Here is a 21,715-nt window from a genome sequence, read left to right on the forward strand (position 1 = left end):
GGCGCTTACCACATCGTCTCGGCGGCGCGCTGCGGCCAGGCGCGGTCGTAGTCGTCGCCGCCGACCCGACCTTCCGTCATCGACGCCAGGATCTGGCCGGGCGTCGGCAGGGTCGCAGGATCAACCTGCTTGGCGGGATTCCACAGCTCGGAGCGGATCAGTGCCCGGCCACACTGGAAGTAGATCTCCTCCACCGTCATCACCATCACGCTGCGCGGCGCCTTGCCCTCGACGCGAAACGTCTCCAGCAGCCCTGCATCGGCGCTGATGATGGCGCGGCCGTTGATGCGCAGCGCGTTGAGTGAGCCGGGGATCAGCAGCATCAAGGCGACGCGCGGATCGCGCACGATGTTGCGCAGCGAGTCGATGCGGTTGTTGCCGCGCCGGTCGGGCAGCATCAGCGTCGTGTCGTCGTGGATATGGATGAAGCCCGGAAGGTCGCCGCGCGGCGAGCAGTCGATGCCCTCCGGGCCGACGGTGGCCAGCGCCGCGAACGGTGAGCGTTCGATCAGCGTGCGATAGGCCGAGGTGATTTGGTGCGCGACCTTCTCGGTCGAGGCATCGTTCGGCACGCCGTAGAACTGCTCGAGTTCGGCGACGGACGTAATCGATGAAATTGTCATCGCGCTGTGCTCCTGGAGGCGGCCGGCTCATGACGGATGATCGCCAGCAATTCGCGGGCGTGATCCTCGGGATTGGCCACGTTCATGATCGTGAAATCAGCCTCGCTGCCGTTCACGGCGCGATTGACGCGGTCCGAACTCATCGCGTCGCTGCTGCGTGCGCGCAGCGCGATGCGCCGCGCCAGCACATCAGGTGGAGCGGTGATCAGCACCACGTCGACGTTGGCGTATGTGTGTCGGGCCTGCGCGATCACGGTGCGCGACACATTCGCCACCACCGTGCGGCCGGCGCGGATGTCGGTGTCGATGCTGCGCAGCAGACCGTAGGCGTGGCCGTGCGCCTGCCAGTGCAGCGCGAACTCGTCGGCTGCGATCATGGCGCGGAACGCCTCGGGCGTGCTCTGCAGATTGTTCTCGGCCGGCGAGGGCTCGCGCGTCACCACACGCCGCGCGAAGGTGACGCTGCTGTCTCCGAGGCAGGCGGCCTTGGCGATCTCCAGCAGCGTGTCCTTTCCGGCGCCGCTCGGTCCGACGACCAGCACCAGACGGCCCGGTCCGATCCGGCTGTGCGGTGGGGCGATCGGCGCGGGCTCGGTCATGCCACCCGGTGTCCTTCGCGCCAGACGCTGCGCACCGCCGGCACGTCGTGCGCGACATGCACGCGGATCAGATCGGCGCGCTTGCCGACGGCGATCTCGCCGCGGTCGGGAAGACCGACCGCTTCGGCCGGCGCCTTGGTGACGGTGCGCACCGCCGCCGGCAGATCGATCGCCGGCGCGCGCAGCGGCAGCTGCAGCGCCGCCATCAGCAGGCTGGACGGGATGTAGTCCGACGACAGGATGTCCAACAGGCCCTCGCGCGCGAGATCGATCGCCGCGATATTGCCCGAGTGCGAGCCGCCGCGCACCACGTTCGGCGCGCCCATCAGGATGTCGATGCCGGCCTCGTGCAGGCTGCGCGCGGCTTCCAGCGTGGTCGGGAATTCGGCGACCGCGACCTTGTCACGGATTGCCTCGACGACGTTCTCCGCGGTGGTGTCGTCGTGGCTCGCCAGGGGGATGGCGTGCTGATGCGCCAGCGCGACGATCGCCCGCATATTGGCGTCGGCGTAATTCTCCTTGCAATACAGCCGGCGCGCGAACATCACGTCGAGTTCGGCGTCAGTCATACCGGCGCCCTTGCCGCGATAGTAATCGCGCAGCTTGGCCTCGTCGCGGAATTGCCGCTGCCCCGGCGTGTGGTCCATCAGCGACATCAGCCGGATATCGGGACGGTCGATCAGCTCCTTGGCCTCGTCCACCACATTGGGCATCGGGATTTCGCAGCGCAGATGCAGGAAATGCTCGGCGCGCAGCAGATGGGCATCGCGCGCCGCCGAGATCGCTTCGGCGAGCACGATCGCCTGGCCGTCGACATCCTCGGCGCCTTCCTCGCGCCACACACGCAGCGAGTCCAGCACGGTGGTGATGCCGCAGGTGGCGAGTTGGCCGTCGTAGGAAACCACGGCCGCCACCGGATTCCACTGCACTTTGGGGCGCGGCATGTAGTGCGCCTCGAGATGATCGGTGTGCAGCTCGATCAGGCCGGGGATCAGCAGATCGCCGCCCATGTCGAGAGCGCCGGCGGGTACGCCGCTGTCGCCGATCTCGGCGATGCGGCCATCCGCGACCGCCAGCCAGCCGTGCTCGATGACGCGGTCGGCCAGCACGATGCGGGCATTGCGAAGCAGGAAGTCAGAGTCCGTCATCACTGTCTCTCTCGTCAGGCGGCGGCGGCGAAGCTGGTGACGTCGATCAGCCGGTCGGCAATCCGGGCGCGCACCTCGTCGTCGTGCACGATGGCGATCATCGCCACGCCGTCGCGTTTCTTCTCGGCGACCAGGTCCATCACCACGGCGCGGTTGGCGGCGTCGAGCGACGCGGTCGGCTCGTCCAGCAACAGGATCGGAACATGCGCGATGAAGCCACGCGCGATATTGACGCGCTGCTGCTCGCCGCCCGAGAAGGTCGCGGGCGGCAGCGTCCACAGCCGCTCGGCGATGTTCAGCCGTCTCAAGAGTTCGCCAGCGCGCGCGCGGGCTTCATCTTTCGCCACGCCGCTGGCGAGCAGCGGCTCGGCGACGACGTCGATCGCCGCGACGCGCGGTACCGCGCGCAAAAACTGGCTGACATAGCCGAGCGTGAAGCGGCGCAGCTCCAGCACCTGGCGCGGCTCGGCGCTCGCAAGGTCGATCGTCGCGCCGCGATGCAGGATGTCGATCCGGCCGCCGTCGCAGCGATAATTGCCGAAGATCATCTTCAGGATCGACGACTTGCCGGCGCCCGACGGCCCGGCCAGCACCACGCATTCGCCGGCACCGACCTCGAACGAGACGCCGCGCACCACCGGCAAGCGGAGGCCGCCCTGCAGGTGCATCACGAACGACTTCTGGGCATTGCTGAGTTGGATCATCGCGGTCATGGGCGGGCTCATGCGGGCAGGATCGAAGCGACGAGGAGCTGGGTGTAAGGCTCGTGCGGATCGTCGAGCACCTGGTCGGTGAGTCCCGTTTCGATCACGCGGCCACCCTGCATCACCATCACCCGATGCGACAACAGCCGCGCCACCGCGAGGTCGTGAGTGACGACGACGGCGGCGAGGCCGAGTTCGGTGACGAGGCCGCGCAACAGATCGAGCAGCCGTGCCTGCACCGAGACGTCGAGGCCGCCGGTCGGCTCGTCCATGAACATCAGCCGCGGTTCGGTGACGAGATTGCGCGCGATCTGCAGCCGCTGCCGCATGCCGCCCGAATAGGTGCGCGGCGCATCGTCGATACGATCCTGCGCGATCTCGACGCGGGACAGCCAGGACGACGCGGTGTCGCGGATCTGGCCGTAGTGATTCCAGCCGACCGCCATCAGCCGCTCGCCGACATTGGCGCCGGCCGACACCGCCATGCGCAGGCCCTGCGCCGGGTCCTGATGCACGTAGCCCCAATCGGTGCGAAACAGAAAGCGCCGCTCCGCCTCGCCGAGCGCGGCGAGGTCACGCAGCACGCCGTCGCGCATCCGGTAGGAGACGGTGCCGGTGCTCGGCGCGAGCTGCGCCGACAGCATCTGCAGCAGCGTCGATTTGCCCGAGCCGGACTCACCGACGATCGCCAGCACCTCGCCGGGATACAGCTTGAACGAGATGTCGCGGCAGGCCTGCAGCCGGCCGTAGGATTTCGACAGATGCTCGGCGACGAGCAGCGGCTGATCGGCCGGGACGGCAGTGCGGTCAAGCATCGGCGTGCTCCTGATGCGGCGCGCTTTCGCTGCCGCGATGGCCCTGCGCCTGGCGGGTCTCACAATAATCGGTGTCGGAGCAGACGAACATCCGCCCGCCACGATCGTCGGTGACGATTTCGTCGAGATAGGATTCAGTCGAGCCGCACAGCGCACACGGCGCATCCTGCCGATAGCGCGTGAACGGGTGGTCCTCGAAATCGAGCGACACCACCTGCGTGTAGGGCGGGATCGCGTAGATCCGCTTCTCGCGGCCGGCGCCGAACAATTGCAGCGCCGCGCAATCGTCCATCTTCGGGTTGTCGAATTTCGGCGTAGGCGACGGGTCCATCACGTAGCGCGCATTGACCTTCACCGGATAGGCGTAGGACGTGGCGATGTGGCCGAACTTGGCGATATCCTCGTACAGCTTGACGTGCATCAGCCCGTATTCGGCGAGCGCGTGCATCCGCCGCGTCTCGGTCTCGCGCGGTTCGAGGAAGCGCAGCGGCTCGGGGATCGGCACCTGATACACCAGCACTTGCCCCTCGTGCAGCGGCGCCTCGGGAATGCGATGCCGCGTCTGGATCACGGTTGCGTCGCCCGTATTGGTGGTGGTGGCGACGCCGGCGGTCTTGGCGAAGAATTTGCGGATCGAGATCGCGTTGGTGGTGTCGTCGCTACCCTGGTCGATCACCTTGAGCACGTCGGTGCGGCCGAGGATCGCGGCCGTCACCTGCACGCCGCCGGTGCCCCAGCCGTAGGGCATCGGCATCTCGCGGCTGGCGAACGGCACCTGATAGCCGGGGATCGCGATGGCTTTCAGGATGGCGCGGCGGATCATCCGCTTGGTCTGTTCGTCCAAGTAAGCGAAGTTGTAGTCGGGCGCGTTCATTCCGCAGCCTCCGGCAGTGCGTCGGGTTGTTCGGCGGCATCGGCGAAATCCTGCCGCAGCCGGCGGATCAGCCCGAGTTCGGACTGGAAGTCGACATAGTGCGGCAGCTTCAGATGCTCGACGAAGCCGGTGGCCTGCACGTTGTCGGAATGCGACAGCACGAACTCCTCGTCCTGCGCCGGCGCCAGCGCTTCCTCGCCGAGTTCGCGCGCCCGCAGCGCACGATCGACCAGCGCCATCGCCATGGTCTTGCGTTCGCTCTGGCCGAAGGCGAGGCCGTAGCCGCGGGTGAAGCAGGGCGGCTCGGTAGCCGAGCCCTTGAACTGATTGACCATCTGGCATTCGGTCAGTGCGATGCTGCCGAGCGGCACCGCGAAGCCGGCATCCTCGGCGACGAACTCGAGTTCGACTTCGCCGAACCGGATTTCGCCGGCGAACGGATGCGAGCGGCCGTAGCCGCGCTGCGTCGAATAGCCGAGCGCGAGCAGAAAACCCTCATCGCCGCGCGCGAGATTCTGCAGTCGCAAATCGCGATCGGCCGGAAAGCTGAGCGGCTCGCGCGTGAGATCGCCGACTGGCGCATCGGGCTCCGGCTTCACGGTCGGCTCGATCAGGCCGTCGCGGCCGAGGATGTCAGTGACGCGCGGCATCGCTTCGGTGTGTGCAGGCGCGCTCGCCGGCTGCTCAGGCTCGCCGCCGGCGGCGAGTTGCGGGTCGAGCAGGCGATGCGTGTAGTCGAAGGTCGGGCCGAGAATCTGGCCGCCGGGAATGTCCTTGAAGGTCGACGACACCCGCCGCCGCACCGCCATCACGCCGGTGTCGAGCGGCTCGGTGGCGCCGAACCGCGGCAGCGTGGCGCGGAACGCGCGCAGCAGGAAGATCGCCTCGATCATATCGCCGCGCGCCTGCTTGATCGCCAGCGCGGCCAGCTCGCGATCATACAGCGAGCCTTCGGCCATCACCCGATCGACGCCGAGCGCGAGCTGTTCGGAGATTTGCGCCAGCGTGACTTCGGGGACGTCACGATCGCCGCGGCGTTCGTGGGCCAGCAGCCGGTGAGCATTGTCGATGGCGCGCTCGCCACCTTTGACGGCGACATACATCAGTTGTCTCCTTGAGCGACGAGCCGCGTGGTGCGCGGGATCGCGACGATCGCATCGCCGGCCGCGAGGATGAGGTCGAGACCGCGCGGAAACAGCGGCGCCAGCGCGTCGCGCTGCGCCAGCAGGTCGGCGGGGAGCGGCGCGCGCAGCGTCGTCGTGCCTCGAATGCCGGGGCCGCTCAGGTCGAACGCCGGCCTCTTATCGAGGCTGGCGAGTTGCAGGATCAGCGTGGTCGAGCGATCCGGATAGTCGTTGCTGCCGAGCGCGAAACCTTGCAGCGACGGCATCGCCTGCGGATCGGCGATCAGCGCGAACGCCGCGGCGTCCGGCTCATTTACGAGCGGCGCCGAGGTGTGGAAACGCAGCCATTGCGTCACCACCGCGACGTGCGTGGCTTGGTCGAGCCACAGCGGCGTGTCGTGATCGAACAGCGTCAGCGCGATCGCAGCCGTGGCCGCGGTGAGCGGGGCGGGGACCTGCTGCAAGCCAGTCTCCAGCCGCTGCACCGTGCCGGGCCGCGCCATCGCCTGCATCACCGCGCGGAAGGTCGTCTGCGCGGAGGTGACCTTGTCGGCGAAGCCGGCGGAGAGTTCGAAAGCCATGCTCATCGTCAGCCCTCGCCTCGCACCAGCGTGTAGAAATCGACCTTGGTGGCGGCGGTCTGCTCGGCCTTGCGCCGCCGCTCCGCGGCCTGCTCGGCGCGCAGCGGCGCCAGTACGTTCGCTTCAATCGTTGTTGCGTAGTCGCGGCGTTGGATCAGCGCGTCGCACAGCGCGATCAGCCGGGCCTTTCCCTTGTCACGGCCAAGCGTGTAGCCGAAGCCGCATTCGCCGCTGGCGAGCCGCACCGCGGCGCGGGTCACCGTCGCTTCGCCGAGATTGAACGGCGCGCCGTCGCCGCCGACGCGGCCGCGCACCATCACCAGGCCGTTCTCCGGCGCGCGCAGGGCTTCGCTCGCGGGCAACTCGATAGCGGCGAGCCGCGCCGCGATGTCGTCGGCGTGGGCATGAACCAGCACCGCCATCGCGGCCTGTCGGGTCTGCGTGCTGGTCTCGAAGGGCGTCGCCATCTTGCCTCTGGCCTATCTCAAGTTGTCTGTGATATTAGACAACTTCATATCGGCGCGCCATGACCTTTTGATGACGAGGTCGTGAAATGCTGGACCGGCCGGCGCGGTCGGAGCGAAGGACAAGATGTCGGCACTGCAGTCGGATTCCGGAGTCACGTTGTGGCGCAAGGTGGCGGACTCGATCGAGCGCGAGATCGCCCAGGGCGGCTATCCGGCGGGCGAAAAGCTGCCGGGCGAGGTCGAACTCGCGACGGCGCACCGCGTCAATCGCCACACCGTGCGGCGCGCGTTGGCGGCGCTTGCCGAGCGCGGCCTGGTGCGGGCGGAGCGTGGCAGCGGCACTTATGTGGAGCCTGGCCGCATCGCCTATCCGCTGCGCTCACGCACGCGGTTTTCCGAAATCGTCGGCGCCGGCGGCCGCGAGCCGCGGGCGCAATTGCTGGGAGCGAGCCGCGAGGAGGCGACGCGCGAGCTGGCGCGCGAGCTCGATCTGCCGGTCGGCGCGCCGCTGATCCGGATCGACGGGTTGCGGCTGGCCGACCGCGCGCCGATCTGCGTCGGCAGCACCTGGCTGTCCGCCGAGCGTTTTCCCGACGCGGAGGAGCTGTATCGCCGCTTCGGCTCGATGACCAAGCTGCTGGCGCATCACGGCATCCGCGACTATCGCCGCGCCTCGACGCGGATCACCGCGGCGATCGCCGACGCCGGCGACGCCGCGCGGCTGGACCTCGGCATCGGCCGCCCGGTGCTGATCGTCGAAGGCCTCGACGTCGACGCCAAAGGCCGCCCGCTGCTGTCGATCCGCGCGCGATTTGCGGCGGAGCGCGTGCAGTTCGTGGTGGAGACGGAGTAGCCGATCCGCTATGCGATCGCCCGTTTGCCGATGATCGCGAACCGCAGCCGCGTCGAGATCCAGTCGATCGCCGCGACCGCGACGAGGATCATCAGGATCAGGAACGACACCTTCTGCCATTCCAGCACGCGGATCTGCTCGGCGAGTTGCAGGCCGATGCCGCCGGCGCCGACGATGCCGATGATGGTGGCCGAGCGGGTGTTGGATTCGATGAAGTACAGCACCTGACCGGCGATCACCGGCAGCACCTGCGGCATCAGGCCGAAGCGGATCTCGTGCAGCGGCGAGCCGCCGGAGGCGCGGACGCCTTCGACCTGCCTGCGGTCGGCGGTCTCGATCGCCTCGGAGAACAGCTTGCCGAATGCGCCGAAGTCCGACACCGCGATCGCCAGCACGCCGGCGAACGGACCGAGCCCGACGACGTTGATCCACACCAGCGCCCAGATCAGCGTATCGATGCCCCGCACCCCGTCGAGAAAGCGCCGCACCGGGAAGCGAATGAACTGCGTCGGAATGATGTTGCGCGCGGCGAGCAGGCTGACGGGCAGCGCCATCAGCGCCGCCAGCGTGGTGCCGAGCAGCGCGATCGACAAGGTCTCGCCCATCGCGGAGAGATAAGCAGGCAACGACGAGCCTGGGTCCGGCGGGATCATCAGCAGCGCAAACCAACCGAGCTGGCTCAGCCCGGAGATGATCCGCTGCGGCGAGAAGTCGAGCTCGACCAGGCCGAAGATGAATAGCGCCAGTGCCGCGAGCGCGATCGCGGGGACGCCGAGCCGCGCCGCGGCGGGGCGTTCGAACAAATGCGGGTGGCGCGCCTTCAGGTCCGCAAGGTCGGTCTGCGCGTGGGCGGTCATGCCCGGCCTCCGGTCAGGCGGCCGCGAATCCAGCCGGTGGAAATGTCGATGACGAACACGGTGACGATGATCAGCAACAGGATCGCGCTGACGTCCGAATAATAGAACTTGCGGATCGACACGATCAGTTCCTGCCCGATGCCGCCGGCGCCGACGAAGCCCATCACCGACGCGCCGCGGACGTTGATCTCGAACCGCAGCAGCGCGTAGCTGGCGAAGCCGGACATCACCTGCGGCAGCACGGCGAAGCGCATGCAGGCGATCCAGCCGGCGCCGGTGGAGCGCACTCCCTCGACCGGCTTCATGTCGATATTTTCGACGATCTCGGAGAACAGCTTGCCGAGCGCGCCGGTGGAGTGGATCGCGATCGCCAGCACGCCGGCCATCGGGCCGAGCCCGAACGCGATCACGAACACCAGCGCGAACACAATGTCAGGCACCGTGCGGCAGACTTCCATGAAGCGCCGCGTCACGAACAGCAGCCACGGCTGCGGCGCGGTGTTGCGAGCGGCGAAGAAGTTCAGCGCCACCGCCAGTACGGCGCCGGCGAGGGTGCCGACATAGCTGATCAGCAGCGTTTCGCCGAGTAGCCCGAGCCATTTATGCCATCCCCAGAACCATTCGGCCGGATCGGTCCACACCCGGGCGCCGCTGTCGAGCCGGAAGATGCGATCGAAATAGCTGAAGAAATTGCCGATCTTGGCAATGAAGGTGCCGAGATCGACCTCGGCGCCGATCGCCGCGAGGGCGAGCGCGGCAATCGCGATGGCGAAGCCGACGAGCGTGCGCCAGCGCCGCCGCGCAATCGAGTTCTGATAGGCCGCGTTCAGCGCGTCGAGCTGAGACTCGGGAAGCAGCGATACGGCCAGGGCCATGCGGGGAGGGCTCTCGATGGGCAAAAAACAAGGCCGGATCCCGAAGGATCCGGCCCGTGGGACGAGATGAAACTCAGGACGCCTTCTTCTTACGCAGGGCGTCGACGAACTTGATCAGTTCGATCGTGCCGTCCCAATCCTTGGTGGTCGCGGCGTGGAAACCCTTCTTCTGGCCGTCGGAGAGACGGTCGAACGCCGCCTTGTCCTTGCTCGGCGCATCCATGAAGGCCTTGGCGATCGCCGCCTTGAGGTCTTCCGGCAGGTCGGAGTTGTACGCATAGGGGCCGTTGATGATCGGCGCCGACTTGTGGACGATGCGGAAGTCTTCCTTCTTCATCGCGCTCCCGTCGGCATTCTTCAGCATGCCCTTATGCAGCATCTGCTGCAGCGTCGAGTCGTTGTCGTTGGTCCACTGGTTGGCCGCGACGTCGACCGTGCCCTGCGCCAGCGCCAGGATGGCGTTCTCATGGCTGCCGGTGAAGACGACCTTGCCGAAATAGCCCTCGGCATCCGAGATGCCGAGCTTGTCGAGTTCGAAGCGCGGCACGTTGTTGCCCGACGTGGAGTTCGGATCGACCAGGCCGAGGTTCTTGCCCTTGAGTTCGTCGATCGATTTGTACGGGCTCGCCGCCTTGACGAAGAACACGGAATAGTAGCCGGTCGAGCCGTCGGCGTTGATGTCGTTGGCGAAGGCGACGGTCTTCACGCCGGTGAGGCGGGCGCGGGCGAACGAGGCCGAGCCGTAGCTGGCGATCTGGATGTTGCCGGCGCGCTGGCCTTCGATCACAGCCGCGTAGTCGTTGGCGATGCGCAGGTTCACCTTGACGCCGAGTTCCTTCGAAAGATACGCGACGAATGGTGTCCAGCGCTCAGTGACGCCCGAAGCGTTCTCGGCCGGCACCACGGCGAAGGTCAGCTCCGGATATTTCGTCTTGTAGTCCTGCGCCAGCGCGGTGGACGCCGCGAACGCCAGCGTGGCAGCGGCGAGCAGAATGGATCGGCGATCGATGGTCATCGTGACATCCCTGTCGGTTGATGCGGGTTTGGCCCGCGAACGCCGCGGGCTTCAGTGTCGGGCGCGCGGCGTTAGGCTGCGACGGTGCCGAGTTCGGGAACCAGGCCCTTCGCCGGCACGTGCGCCGGCGCGGCGCCCATCACCTCGTTGGCCTCGAGGTCGTAGAGTTCGCGGGCGATGCCGTCGGTCAGCGCCGCCGGCACGTCGTCGAACACGATGCGGCCGTTCGCCATGCCGATCAGCCGGTCGCAATAGCTGCGGGCGAGATCGAGCGAGTGCAGATTGCACAGCACGGTGATGCCGAAATGCTTGTTGATCCGCAGCAGGGCGTCCATCACCACCTTGGTGTTGCGCGGGTCGAGCGAGGCGATCGGCTCGTCGGCGAGGATCAGCTCGGGCTCCTGCACCAGCGCGCGGGCGATGGCGACGCGCTGCTGCTGGCCGCCGGAGAGCTGATCGGCGCGCTGCGCGGCGAGCGGCGCGATATCGAATTGATCGAGCGCCGACATCGCCAGCGCGCGGTCCTTCTCCGGCCAGGCCTGCGCCAACGAGCGCCAGGCCGGAACATGAGCGAGGCGGCCCATCAGGACGTTGGTCATCACATCGAGACGGCCGACGAGGTTGAATTGCTGAAAGATCATCGCCGAGCGGGCCCGCCATTGCCGCAGTTCGCGGCCCTGCAGCGCGGTGACGTCGGTGCCTTCGAACAGGATGCGTCCCTCGCTCGGATCGGCAAGGCGGTTCAGCATCCGTAGCAGCGTCGACTTGCCGGCACCGGAGCGGCCGATCACGCCGACGAAACTGCCGCGCTCGACGGAGAACGACGCGTTGTCCACGGCAGCCTTGCTGCCGAAGCAACAGGTGAGTCCTTCAACAACCAGCATCCGCCGCTCCCGAGAAATGGTTGCTCTATCGCTAACGCTGGTATTTTGCAGGCATATGACAGTCGCGTAGTTATAGACTTGTGCACAGGCGCCGTCCGTCATCTGCGCGTCACGACGCCGTCATCAAGAGTGTCGAAGAACCTCTTCCCCGCTTATCAAGTGACGGAACTCATGGTCGTAAAATCACTCTCGGTCGAACCCACCGTCGATCCATCCGCCCGCCTGCACGACACCAAGCTCGGTGCCTATTGCGAAGTCGGCGCGCGGACCATTCTGCACGAAGTGGCGATGGACGATTACTCCTACGTCGTCAACGACTCGCAGATTACCTACACCAGCATCGGCAAATTCTGCTCGATCGCGGCGATGACGCGTATCAATCCCGGCAACCATCCGATGCAGCGCGCCACCCAGGCGCATTTCACCTATCGGGCCAGCGCTTACTTCCCGGGCGAAGCCGATGATGCCGAGTTTTTCGACTGGCGCCGCGCGCATCATGTCAACATCGGCCATGACGTCTGGATCGGCCACGGCGCCATCGTGCTGCCGGGTCGCAGCATCGGCACCGGCGCGGTGATCGCGGCCGGCGCGATCGTGACGCGCGACGTGCCGGACTACACCATCGTGGCGGGCAATCCGGCGCGCGTGATCAAGCGCCGATTTTCCGAGGAGGTCGCGGGCCGCCTGGTGAATCTGGCATGGTGGGAGTGGGATCACGACACGCTGCGCCGCGCGCTGCCGGATTTCCGCAGGCTGCCGGTCGAGGCGTTTCTCGACACATACGAAGCCGCACAGGCCTGACGCGCCGCAACGGGAGAACGAGATGATGGATATCCTGATCGAAGGCGGCCGGGTGCTGCTGCAGGACGAACTGGCCGAGACGTCGCTGACGGTGGCGGGCGGGGTGATCGACAGCACGGGCGCAAGCGGGGGTCACGGCGCGATGCAGATCAATGCGGCCGGCCTGCTGGTGCTGCCGGGCATCGTCGATCTGCACGGCGATGCCTTCGAGCGCCAGATGATGCCGCGGCCCGGCGTCGACTTTCCGATCGACGTGGCGCTGGCGGACAGTGACCGGCAGGCGATCGCCAACGGCATCACCACGATGTTCCACGCTGTCACCTGGTCGTGGGAGCCTGGCTTGCGCAGCGCTGCGAATGCCCGCCGCATGCTCGATGCGATCGACCTGACGCGGCCGCGGCTCGCCGTCGATACCCGCATTCATCTGCGCCACGAGACCTTCAATCTCGACGCCGTCGACGAGATTGCGCAATGGATCGGCGAGCTCCGCGTCGATCTGTTCGCCTTCAACGATCACATGGATTCGACCCTGCGCGATTTGTCGCGTCCGCACCGCCGCAGCCGCATGGTCGAGCGCACCGGCTTGTCCGGCGAGGAATTCGACCGCTTGGTCGAGCGCGTCGCCTCGCGGACCGCGGAAGTGCCGGACTCCATCGCGCGGCTCGCCGCCTGCGCCCGCGATGCCGGGCTGCCGATGCTGTCGCACGACGACGATACGCCACAGATGCGCCAGGGCTATCGGGAACTCGGCGTGCGCATCGCCGAATTCCCCACCACCGAGGAAACCGCGCGCGCCGCGGCGGCAGCCGGCGACTTCATCGTGTTCGGCGCGCCCAACGTGGTGCGCGGCGGCAGCCACACCGGCTGGACCAAGGCGGCCGACATGATCGCCAAGGGCCTGTGTTCGGTGCTGGCGTCGGACTATTACTATCCGGCGCCGCTGCTGGCGGCGTTCCGGCTGGTGCATGACGGCATCCTGCCGCTGCCGCAGGCCTGGAAGCTCATCTCGGAGGGGCCGGCCCGCGCCGCGGGTCTGTCCGATCGCGGCGTGCTCGGCGCCGGCAAACGCGCCGACATCCTGATCGTCGACGACCGCGTCGCGCTGCGGCCGCGGCTGGTGGCAGCGATCGCCGGCGGTCGGTTGGTGCATATCGACGAGCCGGAGCGCTTCGTGATGTCGCACAACGTGCGGCATGCCGCGGTTGCGGCGCCCTGACACGGGGTTATGCTGCAGACGATGTCGAATTTTCCCCGTTATGCCATCTACTATCTGCCGCCGCCCGGCAGCGCGCTCGACCAGTTCGGCGCAGCGCTGCTGGGCTACGACGTATTCTCGGGCGAGGACGTGCCGTTTCCGCCCAAAATGCTCGAAGCCGTTCCGGATTGGGCCGACGTCACCACCGATCCGCGCAAGTATGGCTTCCACGCCACGCTGAAGGCGCCGACTGCGCTCGTGCCCGGGCTCACCGAGGCCGAGCTGCTGTGGGCTTGCGCGACTTTCGCCGAAACGCCGCGCGCGATTCCGGTGATTGAACCTGTCGTGCAGGCGATCGGCAGCTTCATCGCGCTGATGCCGGCGACCGCATCGGCCGAATTGGAGCAGCTCGCCGCCGACTGCGTGCGCAGCTTCGACAATTTCCGCGCCCCGCTGTCGGCCGACGACCGCGCCCGCCGCAAGCCCGCGCAATTGTCGCCGCGGCAGGTGCAGTACCTCGACCAGTGGGGCTATCCCTACGTCATGGAAGAGTTTCGTTTCCACATGACGCTGACCGGATCGCTGCCGCGCGGCCGGCAAGACGATCTGCTTGGCCCGCTGCGCGAGCAGTTCGCCGCGCTGGATCTTCAAACGCTGGCGATCGATCGCATCACGGCGTGCCGGCAGGACGGCCCGGGCGATCGATTCCGCAGCATCGGCCAGTTTCAACTCCGGCCGATGCTGTAAACACGCGCGAGGCTCAGCTCACGCGGCGTTCGCGATTGTCCCAATAGGGCTGGCGCAGCTCGCGTTTCAGGATCTTGCCGGCGCCGGACAGCGGCAGCGGCGTTTCGGTGATCTCGACGCTGCGCGGGCACTTGTAGCCGGCGATCAGCGCCTTGCAGTGGGCGATCAGCTCGTCGGCCGTCACGCTGGCGCCGGCCTTGGTGACCACCACGGCGTGGACCTGTTCGCCCCAGGCGTCGTGCGGAATGCCGATCACGGCGCATTGCGCCACCGCCGGATGCTGCGCCACCGCGTTCTCGACCTCGACCGAGTACACATTCTCGCCGCCCGAGATGATCATGTCCTTGACGCGGTCAACGACGAAGACAAAACCGTGCTCGTCCATGTAGCCGCCGTCGCCGGTATGCATCCAGCCGCCGGCCAGCGCCCGCGCGGTTTCTTCGGGCCGCTCCCAATAGCCCATCATCACGTTGTCGCCGCGCACGCAGATCTCGCCGACCGTGCCGTACGGCAGCGGCTTGTCGTCGGCGTCGACAATGCGCACCTCGCAGCCGAGCGTGGCGCGGCCGGCGGCGCGCTGGCGACCCTTGGCCTTGCCGTCGCCGATATGCTCCTTCCAGTGCAGCAGCGTGGCGATGGGAGACAGTTCGGTCATGCCGTAGGCCTGGGTGAACTGCACATGCGGCAGCGCGGCGCTGGCGCGCGCCAGCACGGCTTCGCTGATCGGCGAGGCGCCGTAGACGATGTTCTTCAGCGACGACAGGTCGTAGTTCTTCAGCGCCGGATGATCGACCAGCATCTGGATCATGGTCGGCACCAGCAAAACGTCGGTGACGCGCTCGGTCTGCATCGCTTGCATCACGCCCTCCGGCGTGAACGACGGGATCATCACGTTGGAGCCGCCGGACAGCAGCAGCGAATACATCGCCGCGCCGTTGGCGAGGTGGAACATCGGCGCGGCGTGCAGATACACCGAGCTGCCGGGAAACAGGCCTTCGCCGAGCGCATTCAGCGCGTTGGCCATCAGGTTGCCGTGGCTCAGCATCACGCCCTTGGAGCGGCCGGTGGTGCCGCCGGTGTAGAAGATGCCGGCGAGATCATCGGCCTTCCGCATCGCGTCCGGGATCGGCTCGTGCGCCGCGATGACGTCTTCGTAGCTCCGCATGCCCTCTGGCACATCGCCGTCGTCGGCATAGATCATCGCCATGCCGGGGATTGCTTTCGCCAGCGTCACGCCGGTCGCGGCGAACGCCTTGTCGACCACCAGCGCGACGGCGCGGCAGTCTTTCAGCGCGTCCTCGTTCTCAAGCGCGCTCCAGCGGATGTTGAGCGGCACGATCACGCCGCCGCACCAGCCGGCGGCCAGATACATTTCGAGGTAGCGGTCGGAGTTCATCGCCAGAATAGCGACGCGTTCGCCTTCGCCGACACCGAGCGCGCGCAGGCCGCTCGCGAGCCGCGCGACGCGGTCGCCGATTTCGCGCCAGTTGCGCTTGCGGCTGCCAAACACGGTGGCGGGGCCGTCCGCATTGATCTGCAGCGCCCGCCGCAGGCCGTGAGTGATGTTCATAAAGTCCTCCCTTGGTCTGTTTCTTGAGATTATTTCTTCTTGCGTGAGGTGGGCGCCTTGGCGGTGCTCTTCTTGGTCTTGGTAGCAGATGTTCTCCCGGCTGGTCGTTTGCTCGTGGCTGCCGCAAGTCCTTCGGTCAGCCTCTCGGCGAAATCATCGGCGATCGCATCCGGCGTCAGTTCGCCGCCGCGCTGGTACCAATGCCCGATCCAGTTCAGCGACCCGGCGATGGCGAACGCCGCCATCTTCGGATCGCACGGCTTGATCGAGCCGTCGGCGATGCCCTCGGTGATGTAGCGGCGGAAGCTCTGGTCGATGCCGCGCTTGGCGGCCCGCACGGTTCTGGCATTGGCGGGGCTGAGATCGCGCGGATCGAACCGCACCAGGCTGGCGCCGAAATCCGTCGCCATCGTCTCCGCGTAGGAATGCACCAGCGCGCGCAGCTTGCCGAGGCCGTTCTGCCGGCTGCCGTCGATCGCGGCGATGAAGCCGTCGACCTGCTCCTGCCCCAGCGCCCAGCATTCGAACAGGATGTCCTCCTTGCTGCGAAAGTAGTTGTACAGCGCCGGCTTGGTGATGTTCAGCCGCTCGGCGACCTCATTGAGCGTGGCGCGATGATAGCCCTGCTCGAGAAACAATTGCACGGCCGTGCGCAGCACCGCCTCGCGCTTTTCGTCGCGGGCGCGTCTGCGGTTCTCGAATGTCATCCAGGGAGAGGTCTGATCGTTGGCGGGGCGTCCGTCCATCATGCATCCGTCAAGCGGCCGCCGGTTGACTCCGGCGACGGTGACTTATATTACTCACGGGTAAGAAAAAGTCCAACGAGTAAGATTGGGAGAGATCAGATGGCTGCACCCGTCTATGTCGCCGGCGTCGGCATGATTCCGTTCATGAAGCCGGGCGCCAGCGAGCCCTATCACCTGATGGGTGCCGAGGCGGCGCGCCGCGCGCTCAGCGATGCTGGTGTCGGTTACGACGCCATCGAGCAGGCCTTCGTCGGCTACGTCTACGGCGACTCTACCTGCGGCCAGCGCGCGCTGTATCAGGTCGGCATGACCGGCGTGCCGATCGTCAACGTCAACAACAACTGCTCGACCGGCTCCACCGCTTTGTATCTGGCGCGGCAGGCGATCGCATCCGGCGCGGCGGATTGCGTGCTGGCGCTCGGCTTCGAGCAGATGAAGCCCGGCGCGCTCGGCACCGTGTTCGCCGACCGCCCCAGCGCGTTCGAGGATTTCGACGCTGCCGCCGATCGGCTGATCGATGCGCCCGGCATTCCGCTGGCGCTGCGCTACTTCGGCGGCGCCGGCCTCAGCCACATGCAGAAGCACGGCACGCCGCTGTCGTCTTTCGCCAAGGTGCGCGCCAAGGCGAGCCGCCACGCGGCGAAGAACCCGCTGGCGTTGTTCCGCAAGGAAGTCACCGCCGACGACGTACTCGGCGATCAGGTGATCTGGCCGGGCGTGATGACACGGCTGATGGCCTGCCCGCCGACCTGCGGCGGCGCCGCCGCGGTGCTGGTGTCGGAAGCCTTCGCCAAGAAGCACGGCCTCGCTACCAACGTCCGCATCGCCGCGCAGGCGATGACCACCGATACGTCCTCGACCTTCGATGCGGGCGACATGATGCGGGTGGTCGGCTACGACATGGCGCGCGCCGCAGCCAACAAGGTCTACGAGCAGGCCGGCGTCGGCCCCAGCGACATCGACGTCGTCGAGCTGCACGATTGCTTCGCGCATAACGAGCTGATCACCTACGAGGCGCTCGGCCTCTGCCCCGAAGGCGGCGCCGAGAAGTTCATCGACGACGGCGACAACACCTATGGCGGCAAGTTTGTCACCAATCCGTCGGGAGGTCTGCTGTCGAAGGGGCATCCGCTCGGCGCCACTGGCCTCGCGCAGTGCTACGAATTGACGCGGCAGCTGCGCGGCACCGCGGAAGCCACCCAGGTCGAAGGCGCCAAGCGCGCCCTGCAGCACAATCTCGGCCTCGGCGGCGCCTGCGTCGTCACGCTGTACGAACGCGCCTGAGCGTCATCATGGTCGATCAATCCGCTGTCGGTCACCGGTTCACGCCGGTGACCGCCGATGTCGAGCCGGGCCGTCTGCGCTACTTCTTCGAGACGCTCGGCGAGAGCAATTTGGTGTATCGCGACGCCGCCGCGGCCGAGGCCGCCGGCTACAAGGGCATCCCGATTCCGCCGACCTATCTGTTCTGTCTGGAGATGCTCGACAACGACAAGCCGTTCGAATTCCTGACGGCGCTCGATATCGATCTCGGCAAGGTGCTGCACGGTGAGCAGAGCTTTACCTATCACGCCCCCGTCGTGGTCGGCGACAAGCTGACCTTTCAGTCGAGCGTAGCCAGCGTCGCTGACAAGAAAGGCGGCGCCATGACGCTGATCGTGGTCGAGACCGCGGTCACCAATCAGCACGGCGTCCATGTGGCCGACACGGCCCGGACGATCGTCGTTCGTAACGGGTGAACGCGATGACTGGTACCAACACAGCGGCGGTCGGCGACCGCGTGGTGCACAAGCAGTTTCCGGCGATCAGCCGGCATCGGCTGGCGTTGTATTGCGGCGCCTCGGGCGACCACAATCCGATCCATGTCGATATCGACTTCGCCGAGGCGTCTGGGTTTCCCGACGTATTCAGCCACGGCATGCTGGTGATGGGCTATCTCGGCCAGTCGCTGAGCGACGCGTTTCCGCCGGACCGGATCCGCGCCTTCTCGACGCGCTTTGCGGCGATCACCCAGGTCGGGGCCGAGCTGACCTGCGAGGGCACAATCGCTGAGCTGTTCGAAGCCGGCGGCGAACGCCGCGCCCGCATCGCGCTCACTACCAAAGACCAGCACGGCGAGACCAAGCTCGCCGGCGAGGCCGTGGTGGCTCTTTAGTACCGATCATCCGTCATGGCCGGGCTCGTCCCGGCCATCCACGCCTTCTCTTGTGACATCGGCCGCAAGGCGTGGATGCCCGGGCCTTCGCCGCGCCGAAGCGGCTTCGGCCGCGCAGGCGGGACAAGCCCGGCCATGACGACACACTCATAAATCCCTGAACCAGGATCTGAAGGAAATCAGATGTCCAAACTGCAAGGCAAGGTGGCGCTGGTCACCGGATCGGGCCGCGGCATCGGCCGCGCCATTGCGCTCAAGCTCGCCAGCGAAGGCGCGCGCGTCGTCGTCAACGATCTCGACGATGCGCCGGGCGACGCTGTCGCAGCCGAGATCAAGGCCGCCGCCGGTCAGGCGATCGCCATCAATGGCAGCGTGTCGGAGCCGGGCTTCGCCGACCGCTTCGTCGGCGCGGCGGTGGAGCAGTTCGGCGGCCTCGACATCATCGTCAACAATGCCGGCTACACCTGGGACTCGACGATCCAGAAAATGACCGACGAGCAGTTCCAGGCGATGCTCGACGTGCATCTGGTGGCACCGTTCCGCATCCTGCGCGCTGCCGCGGAGCCGATCCGCATCTTCGCCAAGAAGGAAGCCGAGGCAGGGCAGGAGGTGTTCCGTAAGGTGGTCAACATCTCCTCGATCGCCGGGCTCTACGGCAACGCCGGCCAGGCCAGCTACTCGTCGGCGAAAGCGTCGCTGATCGGGCTGACGCGGACGCTGTGCAAGGAGTGGGGCCGCTACAAGGTCAACGTCAATTGCGTCGCCTTCGGCTTAATCGCCACCCGCCTGACGCAGCCGATCGAAGCGCAGCAGAAGACCATCGACGTCGCCGGCCGCGACATCAAGGTCGGCGTGCAGCCGCAACTGCTCGACGCCATGGCGCGGATGATCCCGCTCGGCCGCGGCGGTACGCCGGAAGAAGCGGCCGACGCCGTTTATCTGTTCTGCAGCCCGGAATCGAACTACATCAGTGGGCAGGTCGTCGTCTGTGGCGGCGGACTTATTCTGTAGCGAGGAAAAATGCAGTACCGATCGCCCTGGATGACCGAGGAGCTGGAGGCGTTCCGCCACCAGTTTCGCAAGTTCTTGGAAAAGGACCTGGCGCCGCACGCCGAGAAATGGCGCAAGCAGAAGATGGTCGATCGCTCCGCCTGGCTGAAGCTCGGCGAGATGGGCGCGCTGGTGCCGAGCGTGCCGGAAGAGTATGGCGGGCTCGGCGCGAGCTTCGCCTATGACGCGGCGATCTTCGAGGACATGGAGTCGATCGTGCCGGAAGTGCTGTCCGGCGTCACCGTGTCGAGCGGCATCGTCGCGCACTACATCCTGAACTACGGCTCGGAAGCGCAGAAGCAGCGCTGGCTGCCGGCGATGGCGCGCGGCGAACTGATCGGCGGCATCGCCATGACCGAGCCCGGCACCGGCTCGGACCTGCAGAGCGTGCGCACCACCGCCAAGCTCGACGGCGACACTTACGTCATCAACGGCCAGAAGACCTTCATCACCAACGGCCAGAACGCCGATCTGATCATCGTGGTGGCGCGCACCGGCGGGCCGGGCGCCAAGGGGCTGTCGCTGATCGCGATGGAGACCAAGGACAATCCCGGCTTCAAGCGCGGCCGTAACCTCGACAAGATCGGCCTGCACGCCTCCGACACGTCCGAGCTGTTCTTCGAAAACGCCGTCGCGCCGAAGGAGAACCTGCTCGGCGGCGAGGAGGGCAAAGGCTTCGTCCAGTTGATGCAGCAACTGCCGCAGGAGCGGCTGATCATCGCGGTCGGCGCGGTGGCGGCGATGGAGCGCGCGGTCAAGCTGACCACGGACTACACGCGCGAGCGCAAGGCGTTCGGCCAGCCGATCCTCGACTTCCAGAACACCGCCTTTAAGCTCGCCGAGCGCAAGACCGAAGCGTTCATCGCCCGCGTGTTCGTCGATTTCTGCATCGAGCGACTGATCGCCGGCGATCTGGATGCAGTGACAGCGTCGATGGCGAAGTGGTGGACGACGCAGAAGCAGGTCGAGACCGTCGACGAATGCCTGCAACTGCATGGCGGCTACGGCTACATGCAGGAGTATCCGATCGGCCGGATGTTCGTTGATTCACGCATCCAGAAGATCTACGGCGGCACCAACGAAGTGATGAAGCTGCTGATCGCGCGGTCGCTGTAAGCAAGCGTGGGCACAGGGCAGGGAGAGACGGCATGGCGTGGGTGAAGTCGGAGACGCGCGGCGCGGTCGCGGTGCTGACGCTCGATAATCCCGAGCAGTACAACGCGATGCGCCCCGGCCTGCTCGCCGATCTCAACGCGGCGCTGGACGCCGCGCTGGCGGATGCGTCGGTGCGGGCGCTGCTGCTCACCGGCGCCGGCAAAGGCTTCTGCGCCGGCGCGCAGCTCGGCGGCGAGACCTTCGATGCCGGTGCCAATGTCGCGCCATGGATGCGCGCCGAGCTCAGCCCATTGCTGGAGAAGATGCGCGGCGCGAACAAGCCGATCGTCGTTGCCGTCAACGGCCCGGCCGCCGGTGCCGGTGTCGGCCTCGCGCTTGCCGGCGATATCGTGCTGGCGGCGCGGTCGGCGAAGTTTGTGCTCAGCTTCGTCAAGCTCGGCGCTGCGCTCGATGCCGGCACCTCGCTGTTCCTGCAGCGCTCGATCGGTGTGGCGCGCGCCCGCGCGCTGGCGCTACTCGGTCGGCCGCTGAGCGCCGAGCAGGCGGCGGAGTGGGGGCTGATCTTCCAGACCGTCGATGACGCCGCGCTGATGACCGAGGCAATGGCGATCGCCGAGCAACTGGCGAGCGGCCCGCCGATCAGCATCGGCCTGATCAAGGCGCAGATCGAACGCGCCTGGGACGCGTCCTTGGCGGACACGCTCGACGACGAGGCCGAGCGCCAGGGCCAGGCCTTCGTCACCGCTGACCTCCGCGAAGGCGCCGCCGCCTTCGTCGAAAAACGCGCGGCGCGGTTCACCGGGCGATAGCTCGCCCGGCACTTCATCTCCACTCGTCATGCCCGGCCTCGTGCCGGGCATCCACGCCTTGCTGACGGAGATGCAACAAAGGCGTGGATGGCCGGGACAAGCCCGGC

At 66.9% G+C, this 21,715-nt stretch carries 25 protein-coding genes; 10 read left to right on the forward strand and 15 right to left on the reverse strand.

Translation table 11 applies throughout. From position 1 onward, the window contains the following. Positions 1–5 precede the first annotated feature (5 nt). The 9 genes from D4Q52_RS02660 to phnG are packed head-to-tail and all read right to left on the reverse strand — an operon-like array spanning position 6 to position 6,935. Positions 6–623 (reverse strand): pyridoxamine 5'-phosphate oxidase family protein, encoded by a 618-nt coding sequence (locus tag D4Q52_RS02660; RefSeq protein WP_119854991.1) that lies wholly within the window; start codon positions 621–623, stop codon positions 6–8. Then, a complete protein-coding gene (gene phnN / locus D4Q52_RS02665; RefSeq protein WP_119854992.1) occupies positions 620–1,222 on the reverse strand; it encodes a phosphonate metabolism protein/1,5-bisphosphokinase (PRPP-forming) PhnN in 603 nt (200 codons plus the stop codon). The genes D4Q52_RS02660 and phnN overlap by 4 nt, the downstream gene beginning before the upstream one ends. Beyond that, entirely contained in the window at positions 1,219–2,370 is a 1,152-nt protein-coding gene (locus D4Q52_RS02670) for an alpha-D-ribose 1-methylphosphonate 5-triphosphate diphosphatase (protein ID WP_182915213.1), read from the reverse strand. Before D4Q52_RS02670 ends, phnN begins: the two co-directional genes overlap by 4 nt. A gap of 14 nt (positions 2,371–2,384) precedes the next feature. Next, positions 2,385–3,083, reverse strand: a complete 699-nt coding sequence (gene phnL / locus D4Q52_RS02675) for a phosphonate C-P lyase system protein PhnL (RefSeq protein WP_182915214.1) — start codon at positions 3,081–3,083, stop codon at positions 2,385–2,387. 8 nt (positions 3,084–3,091) lie between these two features. Then, on the reverse strand, positions 3,092–3,889 hold the full coding sequence (gene phnK / locus D4Q52_RS02680) for a phosphonate C-P lyase system protein PhnK (protein WP_119854995.1): 798 nt from the start codon (positions 3,887–3,889) through the stop codon (positions 3,092–3,094). After that, a complete protein-coding gene (locus tag D4Q52_RS02685; RefSeq protein ID WP_119854996.1) occupies positions 3,882–4,763 on the reverse strand; it encodes an alpha-D-ribose 1-methylphosphonate 5-phosphate C-P-lyase PhnJ in 882 nt (293 codons plus the stop codon). The genes phnK and D4Q52_RS02685 overlap by 8 nt, the downstream gene beginning before the upstream one ends. Beyond that, complete coding sequence (locus D4Q52_RS02690) at positions 4,760–5,866, reverse strand: carbon-phosphorus lyase complex subunit PhnI (RefSeq protein ID WP_119854997.1); 1,107 nt, start codon at positions 5,864–5,866, stop codon at positions 4,760–4,762. Before D4Q52_RS02690 ends, D4Q52_RS02685 begins: the two co-directional genes overlap by 4 nt. Beyond that, positions 5,866–6,474, reverse strand: a complete 609-nt coding sequence (gene phnH / locus D4Q52_RS02695; protein WP_119854998.1) for a phosphonate C-P lyase system protein PhnH — start codon at positions 6,472–6,474, stop codon at positions 5,866–5,868. Before phnH ends, D4Q52_RS02690 begins: the two co-directional genes overlap by 1 nt. 2 nt (positions 6,475–6,476) lie before the next feature. After that, positions 6,477–6,935 (reverse strand): phosphonate C-P lyase system protein PhnG, encoded by a 459-nt coding sequence (phnG, locus tag D4Q52_RS02700; protein ID WP_119854999.1) that lies wholly within the window; start codon positions 6,933–6,935, stop codon positions 6,477–6,479. Between the two features lie 124 nt (positions 6,936–7,059). On the opposite strand from phnG, the gene phnF reads away from it, so the two are divergent. Then, on the forward strand, positions 7,060–7,788 hold the full coding sequence (phnF, locus tag D4Q52_RS02705; protein ID WP_119855000.1) for a phosphonate metabolism transcriptional regulator PhnF: 729 nt from the start codon (positions 7,060–7,062) through the stop codon (positions 7,786–7,788). An 8-nt stretch (positions 7,789–7,796) separates the two neighbouring features. Here phnF and phnE (D4Q52_RS02710) read toward each other — a convergent pair whose 3' ends face one another. From phnE (D4Q52_RS02710) to phnC, 4 genes are all read right to left on the reverse strand, one after another. Further along, positions 7,797–8,645 carry a phosphonate ABC transporter, permease protein PhnE gene (gene phnE / locus D4Q52_RS02710; protein WP_119855001.1) on the reverse strand — a complete coding sequence of 283 codons (849 nt, stop codon included), beginning with the start codon at positions 8,643–8,645 and terminating at the stop codon, positions 7,797–7,799. Continuing rightward, the gene (gene phnE, locus D4Q52_RS02715; RefSeq protein ID WP_119855002.1) at positions 8,642–9,520 is read right to left on the reverse strand and encodes a phosphonate ABC transporter, permease protein PhnE; all 879 of its coding nucleotides are present in this window, start codon (positions 9,518–9,520) and stop codon (positions 8,642–8,644) included. The genes phnE (D4Q52_RS02710) and phnE (D4Q52_RS02715) overlap by 4 nt, the downstream gene beginning before the upstream one ends. A 73-nt stretch (positions 9,521–9,593) precedes the next feature. Further along, on the reverse strand, positions 9,594–10,535 hold the full coding sequence (gene phnD / locus D4Q52_RS02720) for a phosphonate ABC transporter substrate-binding protein (protein WP_119855003.1): 942 nt from the start codon (positions 10,533–10,535) through the stop codon (positions 9,594–9,596). A 71-nt stretch (positions 10,536–10,606) separates the two neighbouring features. Further along, entirely contained in the window at positions 10,607–11,419 is an 813-nt protein-coding gene (gene phnC, locus D4Q52_RS02725) for a phosphonate ABC transporter ATP-binding protein (protein ID WP_119855004.1), read from the reverse strand. Between the two features lie 171 nt (positions 11,420–11,590). On the opposite strand from phnC, the gene D4Q52_RS02730 reads away from it, so the two are divergent. From D4Q52_RS02730 to D4Q52_RS02740, 3 genes are read left to right on the forward strand one after another with little or no spacing between them, the layout of a single operon-like run. Next, on the forward strand, positions 11,591–12,220 hold the full coding sequence (locus D4Q52_RS02730) for a chloramphenicol acetyltransferase (protein WP_119855144.1): 630 nt from the start codon (positions 11,591–11,593) through the stop codon (positions 12,218–12,220). A 22-nt stretch (positions 12,221–12,242) separates the two neighbouring features. Then, entirely contained in the window at positions 12,243–13,436 is a 1,194-nt protein-coding gene (locus D4Q52_RS02735) for an alpha-D-ribose 1-methylphosphonate 5-triphosphate diphosphatase (protein ID WP_119855005.1), read from the forward strand. Positions 13,437–13,457: 21 nt separating this feature from the next. Next, positions 13,458–14,162 (forward strand): DUF1045 domain-containing protein, encoded by a 705-nt coding sequence (locus D4Q52_RS02740; protein WP_119855145.1) that lies wholly within the window; start codon positions 13,458–13,460, stop codon positions 14,160–14,162. 13 nt (positions 14,163–14,175) lie between these two features. On the opposite strand, the gene D4Q52_RS02745 is transcribed toward D4Q52_RS02740, so the two are convergent. Both D4Q52_RS02745 and D4Q52_RS02750 read right to left on the reverse strand, forming a co-directional pair. Then, the gene (locus tag D4Q52_RS02745) at positions 14,176–15,732 is read right to left on the reverse strand and encodes an acyl-CoA synthetase (protein WP_119855006.1); all 1,557 of its coding nucleotides are present in this window, start codon (positions 15,730–15,732) and stop codon (positions 14,176–14,178) included. Positions 15,733–15,761: 29 nt separating this feature from the next. Beyond that, positions 15,762–16,478 (reverse strand): TetR/AcrR family transcriptional regulator, encoded by a 717-nt coding sequence (locus D4Q52_RS02750; protein ID WP_119855007.1) that lies wholly within the window; start codon positions 16,476–16,478, stop codon positions 15,762–15,764. Positions 16,479–16,577: 99 nt separating this feature from the next. Between D4Q52_RS02750 and D4Q52_RS02755 the strand changes: the two genes are divergently transcribed. From D4Q52_RS02755 to D4Q52_RS02780, 6 genes are all read left to right on the forward strand, one after another. Beyond that, entirely contained in the window at positions 16,578–17,762 is a 1,185-nt protein-coding gene (locus D4Q52_RS02755; RefSeq protein ID WP_119855008.1) for a lipid-transfer protein, read from the forward strand. An 8-nt stretch (positions 17,763–17,770) separates the two neighbouring features. Then, complete coding sequence (locus D4Q52_RS02760) at positions 17,771–18,217, forward strand: MaoC family dehydratase N-terminal domain-containing protein (protein WP_119855009.1); 447 nt, start codon at positions 17,771–17,773, stop codon at positions 18,215–18,217. A gap of 5 nt (positions 18,218–18,222) precedes the next feature. Next, positions 18,223–18,633 (forward strand): MaoC family dehydratase, encoded by a 411-nt coding sequence (locus tag D4Q52_RS02765; protein WP_119855146.1) that lies wholly within the window; start codon positions 18,223–18,225, stop codon positions 18,631–18,633. A 183-nt stretch (positions 18,634–18,816) separates the two neighbouring features. Then, positions 18,817–19,644, forward strand: coding sequence for an SDR family NAD(P)-dependent oxidoreductase (locus D4Q52_RS02770; RefSeq protein ID WP_119855010.1), 828 nt, complete (start codon positions 18,817–18,819; stop codon positions 19,642–19,644). Between the two features lie 9 nt (positions 19,645–19,653). Continuing rightward, positions 19,654–20,799, forward strand: coding sequence for an acyl-CoA dehydrogenase family protein (locus D4Q52_RS02775; protein WP_119855011.1), 1,146 nt, complete (start codon positions 19,654–19,656; stop codon positions 20,797–20,799). 32 nt (positions 20,800–20,831) lie between these two features. Next, positions 20,832–21,608, forward strand: coding sequence for an enoyl-CoA hydratase-related protein (locus tag D4Q52_RS02780; RefSeq protein WP_119855012.1), 777 nt, complete (start codon positions 20,832–20,834; stop codon positions 21,606–21,608). The last annotated feature ends 107 nt before the right edge of the window (positions 21,609–21,715 follow it).

This window comes from Rhodopseudomonas palustris, from assembly GCF_003591005.1.
GTDB classification, from domain to species: domain Bacteria; phylum Pseudomonadota; class Alphaproteobacteria; order Rhizobiales; family Xanthobacteraceae; genus Rhodopseudomonas; species Rhodopseudomonas palustris_K.

Coding starts and splice junctions, on each gene's coding strand:
- D4Q52_RS02660 (WP_119854991.1), bottom strand. CDS start 623: ATGACAATTTCATCGATTACGTCCGTCGCCGAACTCGAGCAGTTCTAC.
- phnN (WP_119854992.1), bottom strand. CDS start 1,222: ATGACCGAGCCCGCGCCGATCGCCCCACCGCACAGCCGGATCGGACCG.
- D4Q52_RS02670 (WP_182915213.1), bottom strand. CDS start 2,370: ATGACGGACTCTGACTTCCTGCTTCGCAATGCCCGCATCGTGCTGGCC.
- phnL (WP_182915214.1), bottom strand. CDS start 3,083: ATGACCGCGATGATCCAACTCAGCAATGCCCAGAAGTCGTTCGTGATG.
- phnK (WP_119854995.1), bottom strand. CDS start 3,889: ATGCTTGACCGCACTGCCGTCCCGGCCGATCAGCCGCTGCTCGTCGCC.
- D4Q52_RS02685 (WP_119854996.1), bottom strand. CDS start 4,763: ATGAACGCGCCCGACTACAACTTCGCTTACTTGGACGAACAGACCAAG.
- D4Q52_RS02690 (WP_119854997.1), bottom strand. CDS start 5,866: ATGTATGTCGCCGTCAAAGGTGGCGAGCGCGCCATCGACAATGCTCAC.
- phnH (WP_119854998.1), bottom strand. CDS start 6,474: ATGAGCATGGCTTTCGAACTCTCCGCCGGCTTCGCCGACAAGGTCACC.
- phnG (WP_119854999.1), bottom strand. CDS start 6,935: ATGGCGACGCCCTTCGAGACCAGCACGCAGACCCGACAGGCCGCGATG.
- phnF (WP_119855000.1), top strand. CDS start 7,060: ATGTCGGCACTGCAGTCGGATTCCGGAGTCACGTTGTGGCGCAAGGTG.
- phnE (WP_119855001.1), bottom strand. CDS start 8,645: ATGACCGCCCACGCGCAGACCGACCTTGCGGACCTGAAGGCGCGCCAC.
- phnE (WP_119855002.1), bottom strand. CDS start 9,520: ATGGCCCTGGCCGTATCGCTGCTTCCCGAGTCTCAGCTCGACGCGCTG.
- phnD (WP_119855003.1), bottom strand. CDS start 10,535: ATGACCATCGATCGCCGATCCATTCTGCTCGCCGCTGCCACGCTGGCG.
- phnC (WP_119855004.1), bottom strand. CDS start 11,419: ATGCTGGTTGTTGAAGGACTCACCTGTTGCTTCGGCAGCAAGGCTGCC.
- D4Q52_RS02730 (WP_119855144.1), top strand. CDS start 11,591: ATGGTCGTAAAATCACTCTCGGTCGAACCCACCGTCGATCCATCCGCC.
- D4Q52_RS02735 (WP_119855005.1), top strand. CDS start 12,243: ATGATGGATATCCTGATCGAAGGCGGCCGGGTGCTGCTGCAGGACGAA.
- D4Q52_RS02740 (WP_119855145.1), top strand. CDS start 13,458: ATGTCGAATTTTCCCCGTTATGCCATCTACTATCTGCCGCCGCCCGGC.
- D4Q52_RS02745 (WP_119855006.1), bottom strand. CDS start 15,732: ATGAACATCACTCACGGCCTGCGGCGGGCGCTGCAGATCAATGCGGAC.
- D4Q52_RS02750 (WP_119855007.1), bottom strand. CDS start 16,478: ATGGACGGACGCCCCGCCAACGATCAGACCTCTCCCTGGATGACATTC.
- D4Q52_RS02755 (WP_119855008.1), top strand. CDS start 16,578: ATGGCTGCACCCGTCTATGTCGCCGGCGTCGGCATGATTCCGTTCATG.
- D4Q52_RS02760 (WP_119855009.1), top strand. CDS start 17,771: ATGGTCGATCAATCCGCTGTCGGTCACCGGTTCACGCCGGTGACCGCC.
- D4Q52_RS02765 (WP_119855146.1), top strand. CDS start 18,223: ATGACTGGTACCAACACAGCGGCGGTCGGCGACCGCGTGGTGCACAAG.
- D4Q52_RS02770 (WP_119855010.1), top strand. CDS start 18,817: ATGTCCAAACTGCAAGGCAAGGTGGCGCTGGTCACCGGATCGGGCCGC.
- D4Q52_RS02775 (WP_119855011.1), top strand. CDS start 19,654: ATGCAGTACCGATCGCCCTGGATGACCGAGGAGCTGGAGGCGTTCCGC.
- D4Q52_RS02780 (WP_119855012.1), top strand. CDS start 20,832: ATGGCGTGGGTGAAGTCGGAGACGCGCGGCGCGGTCGCGGTGCTGACG.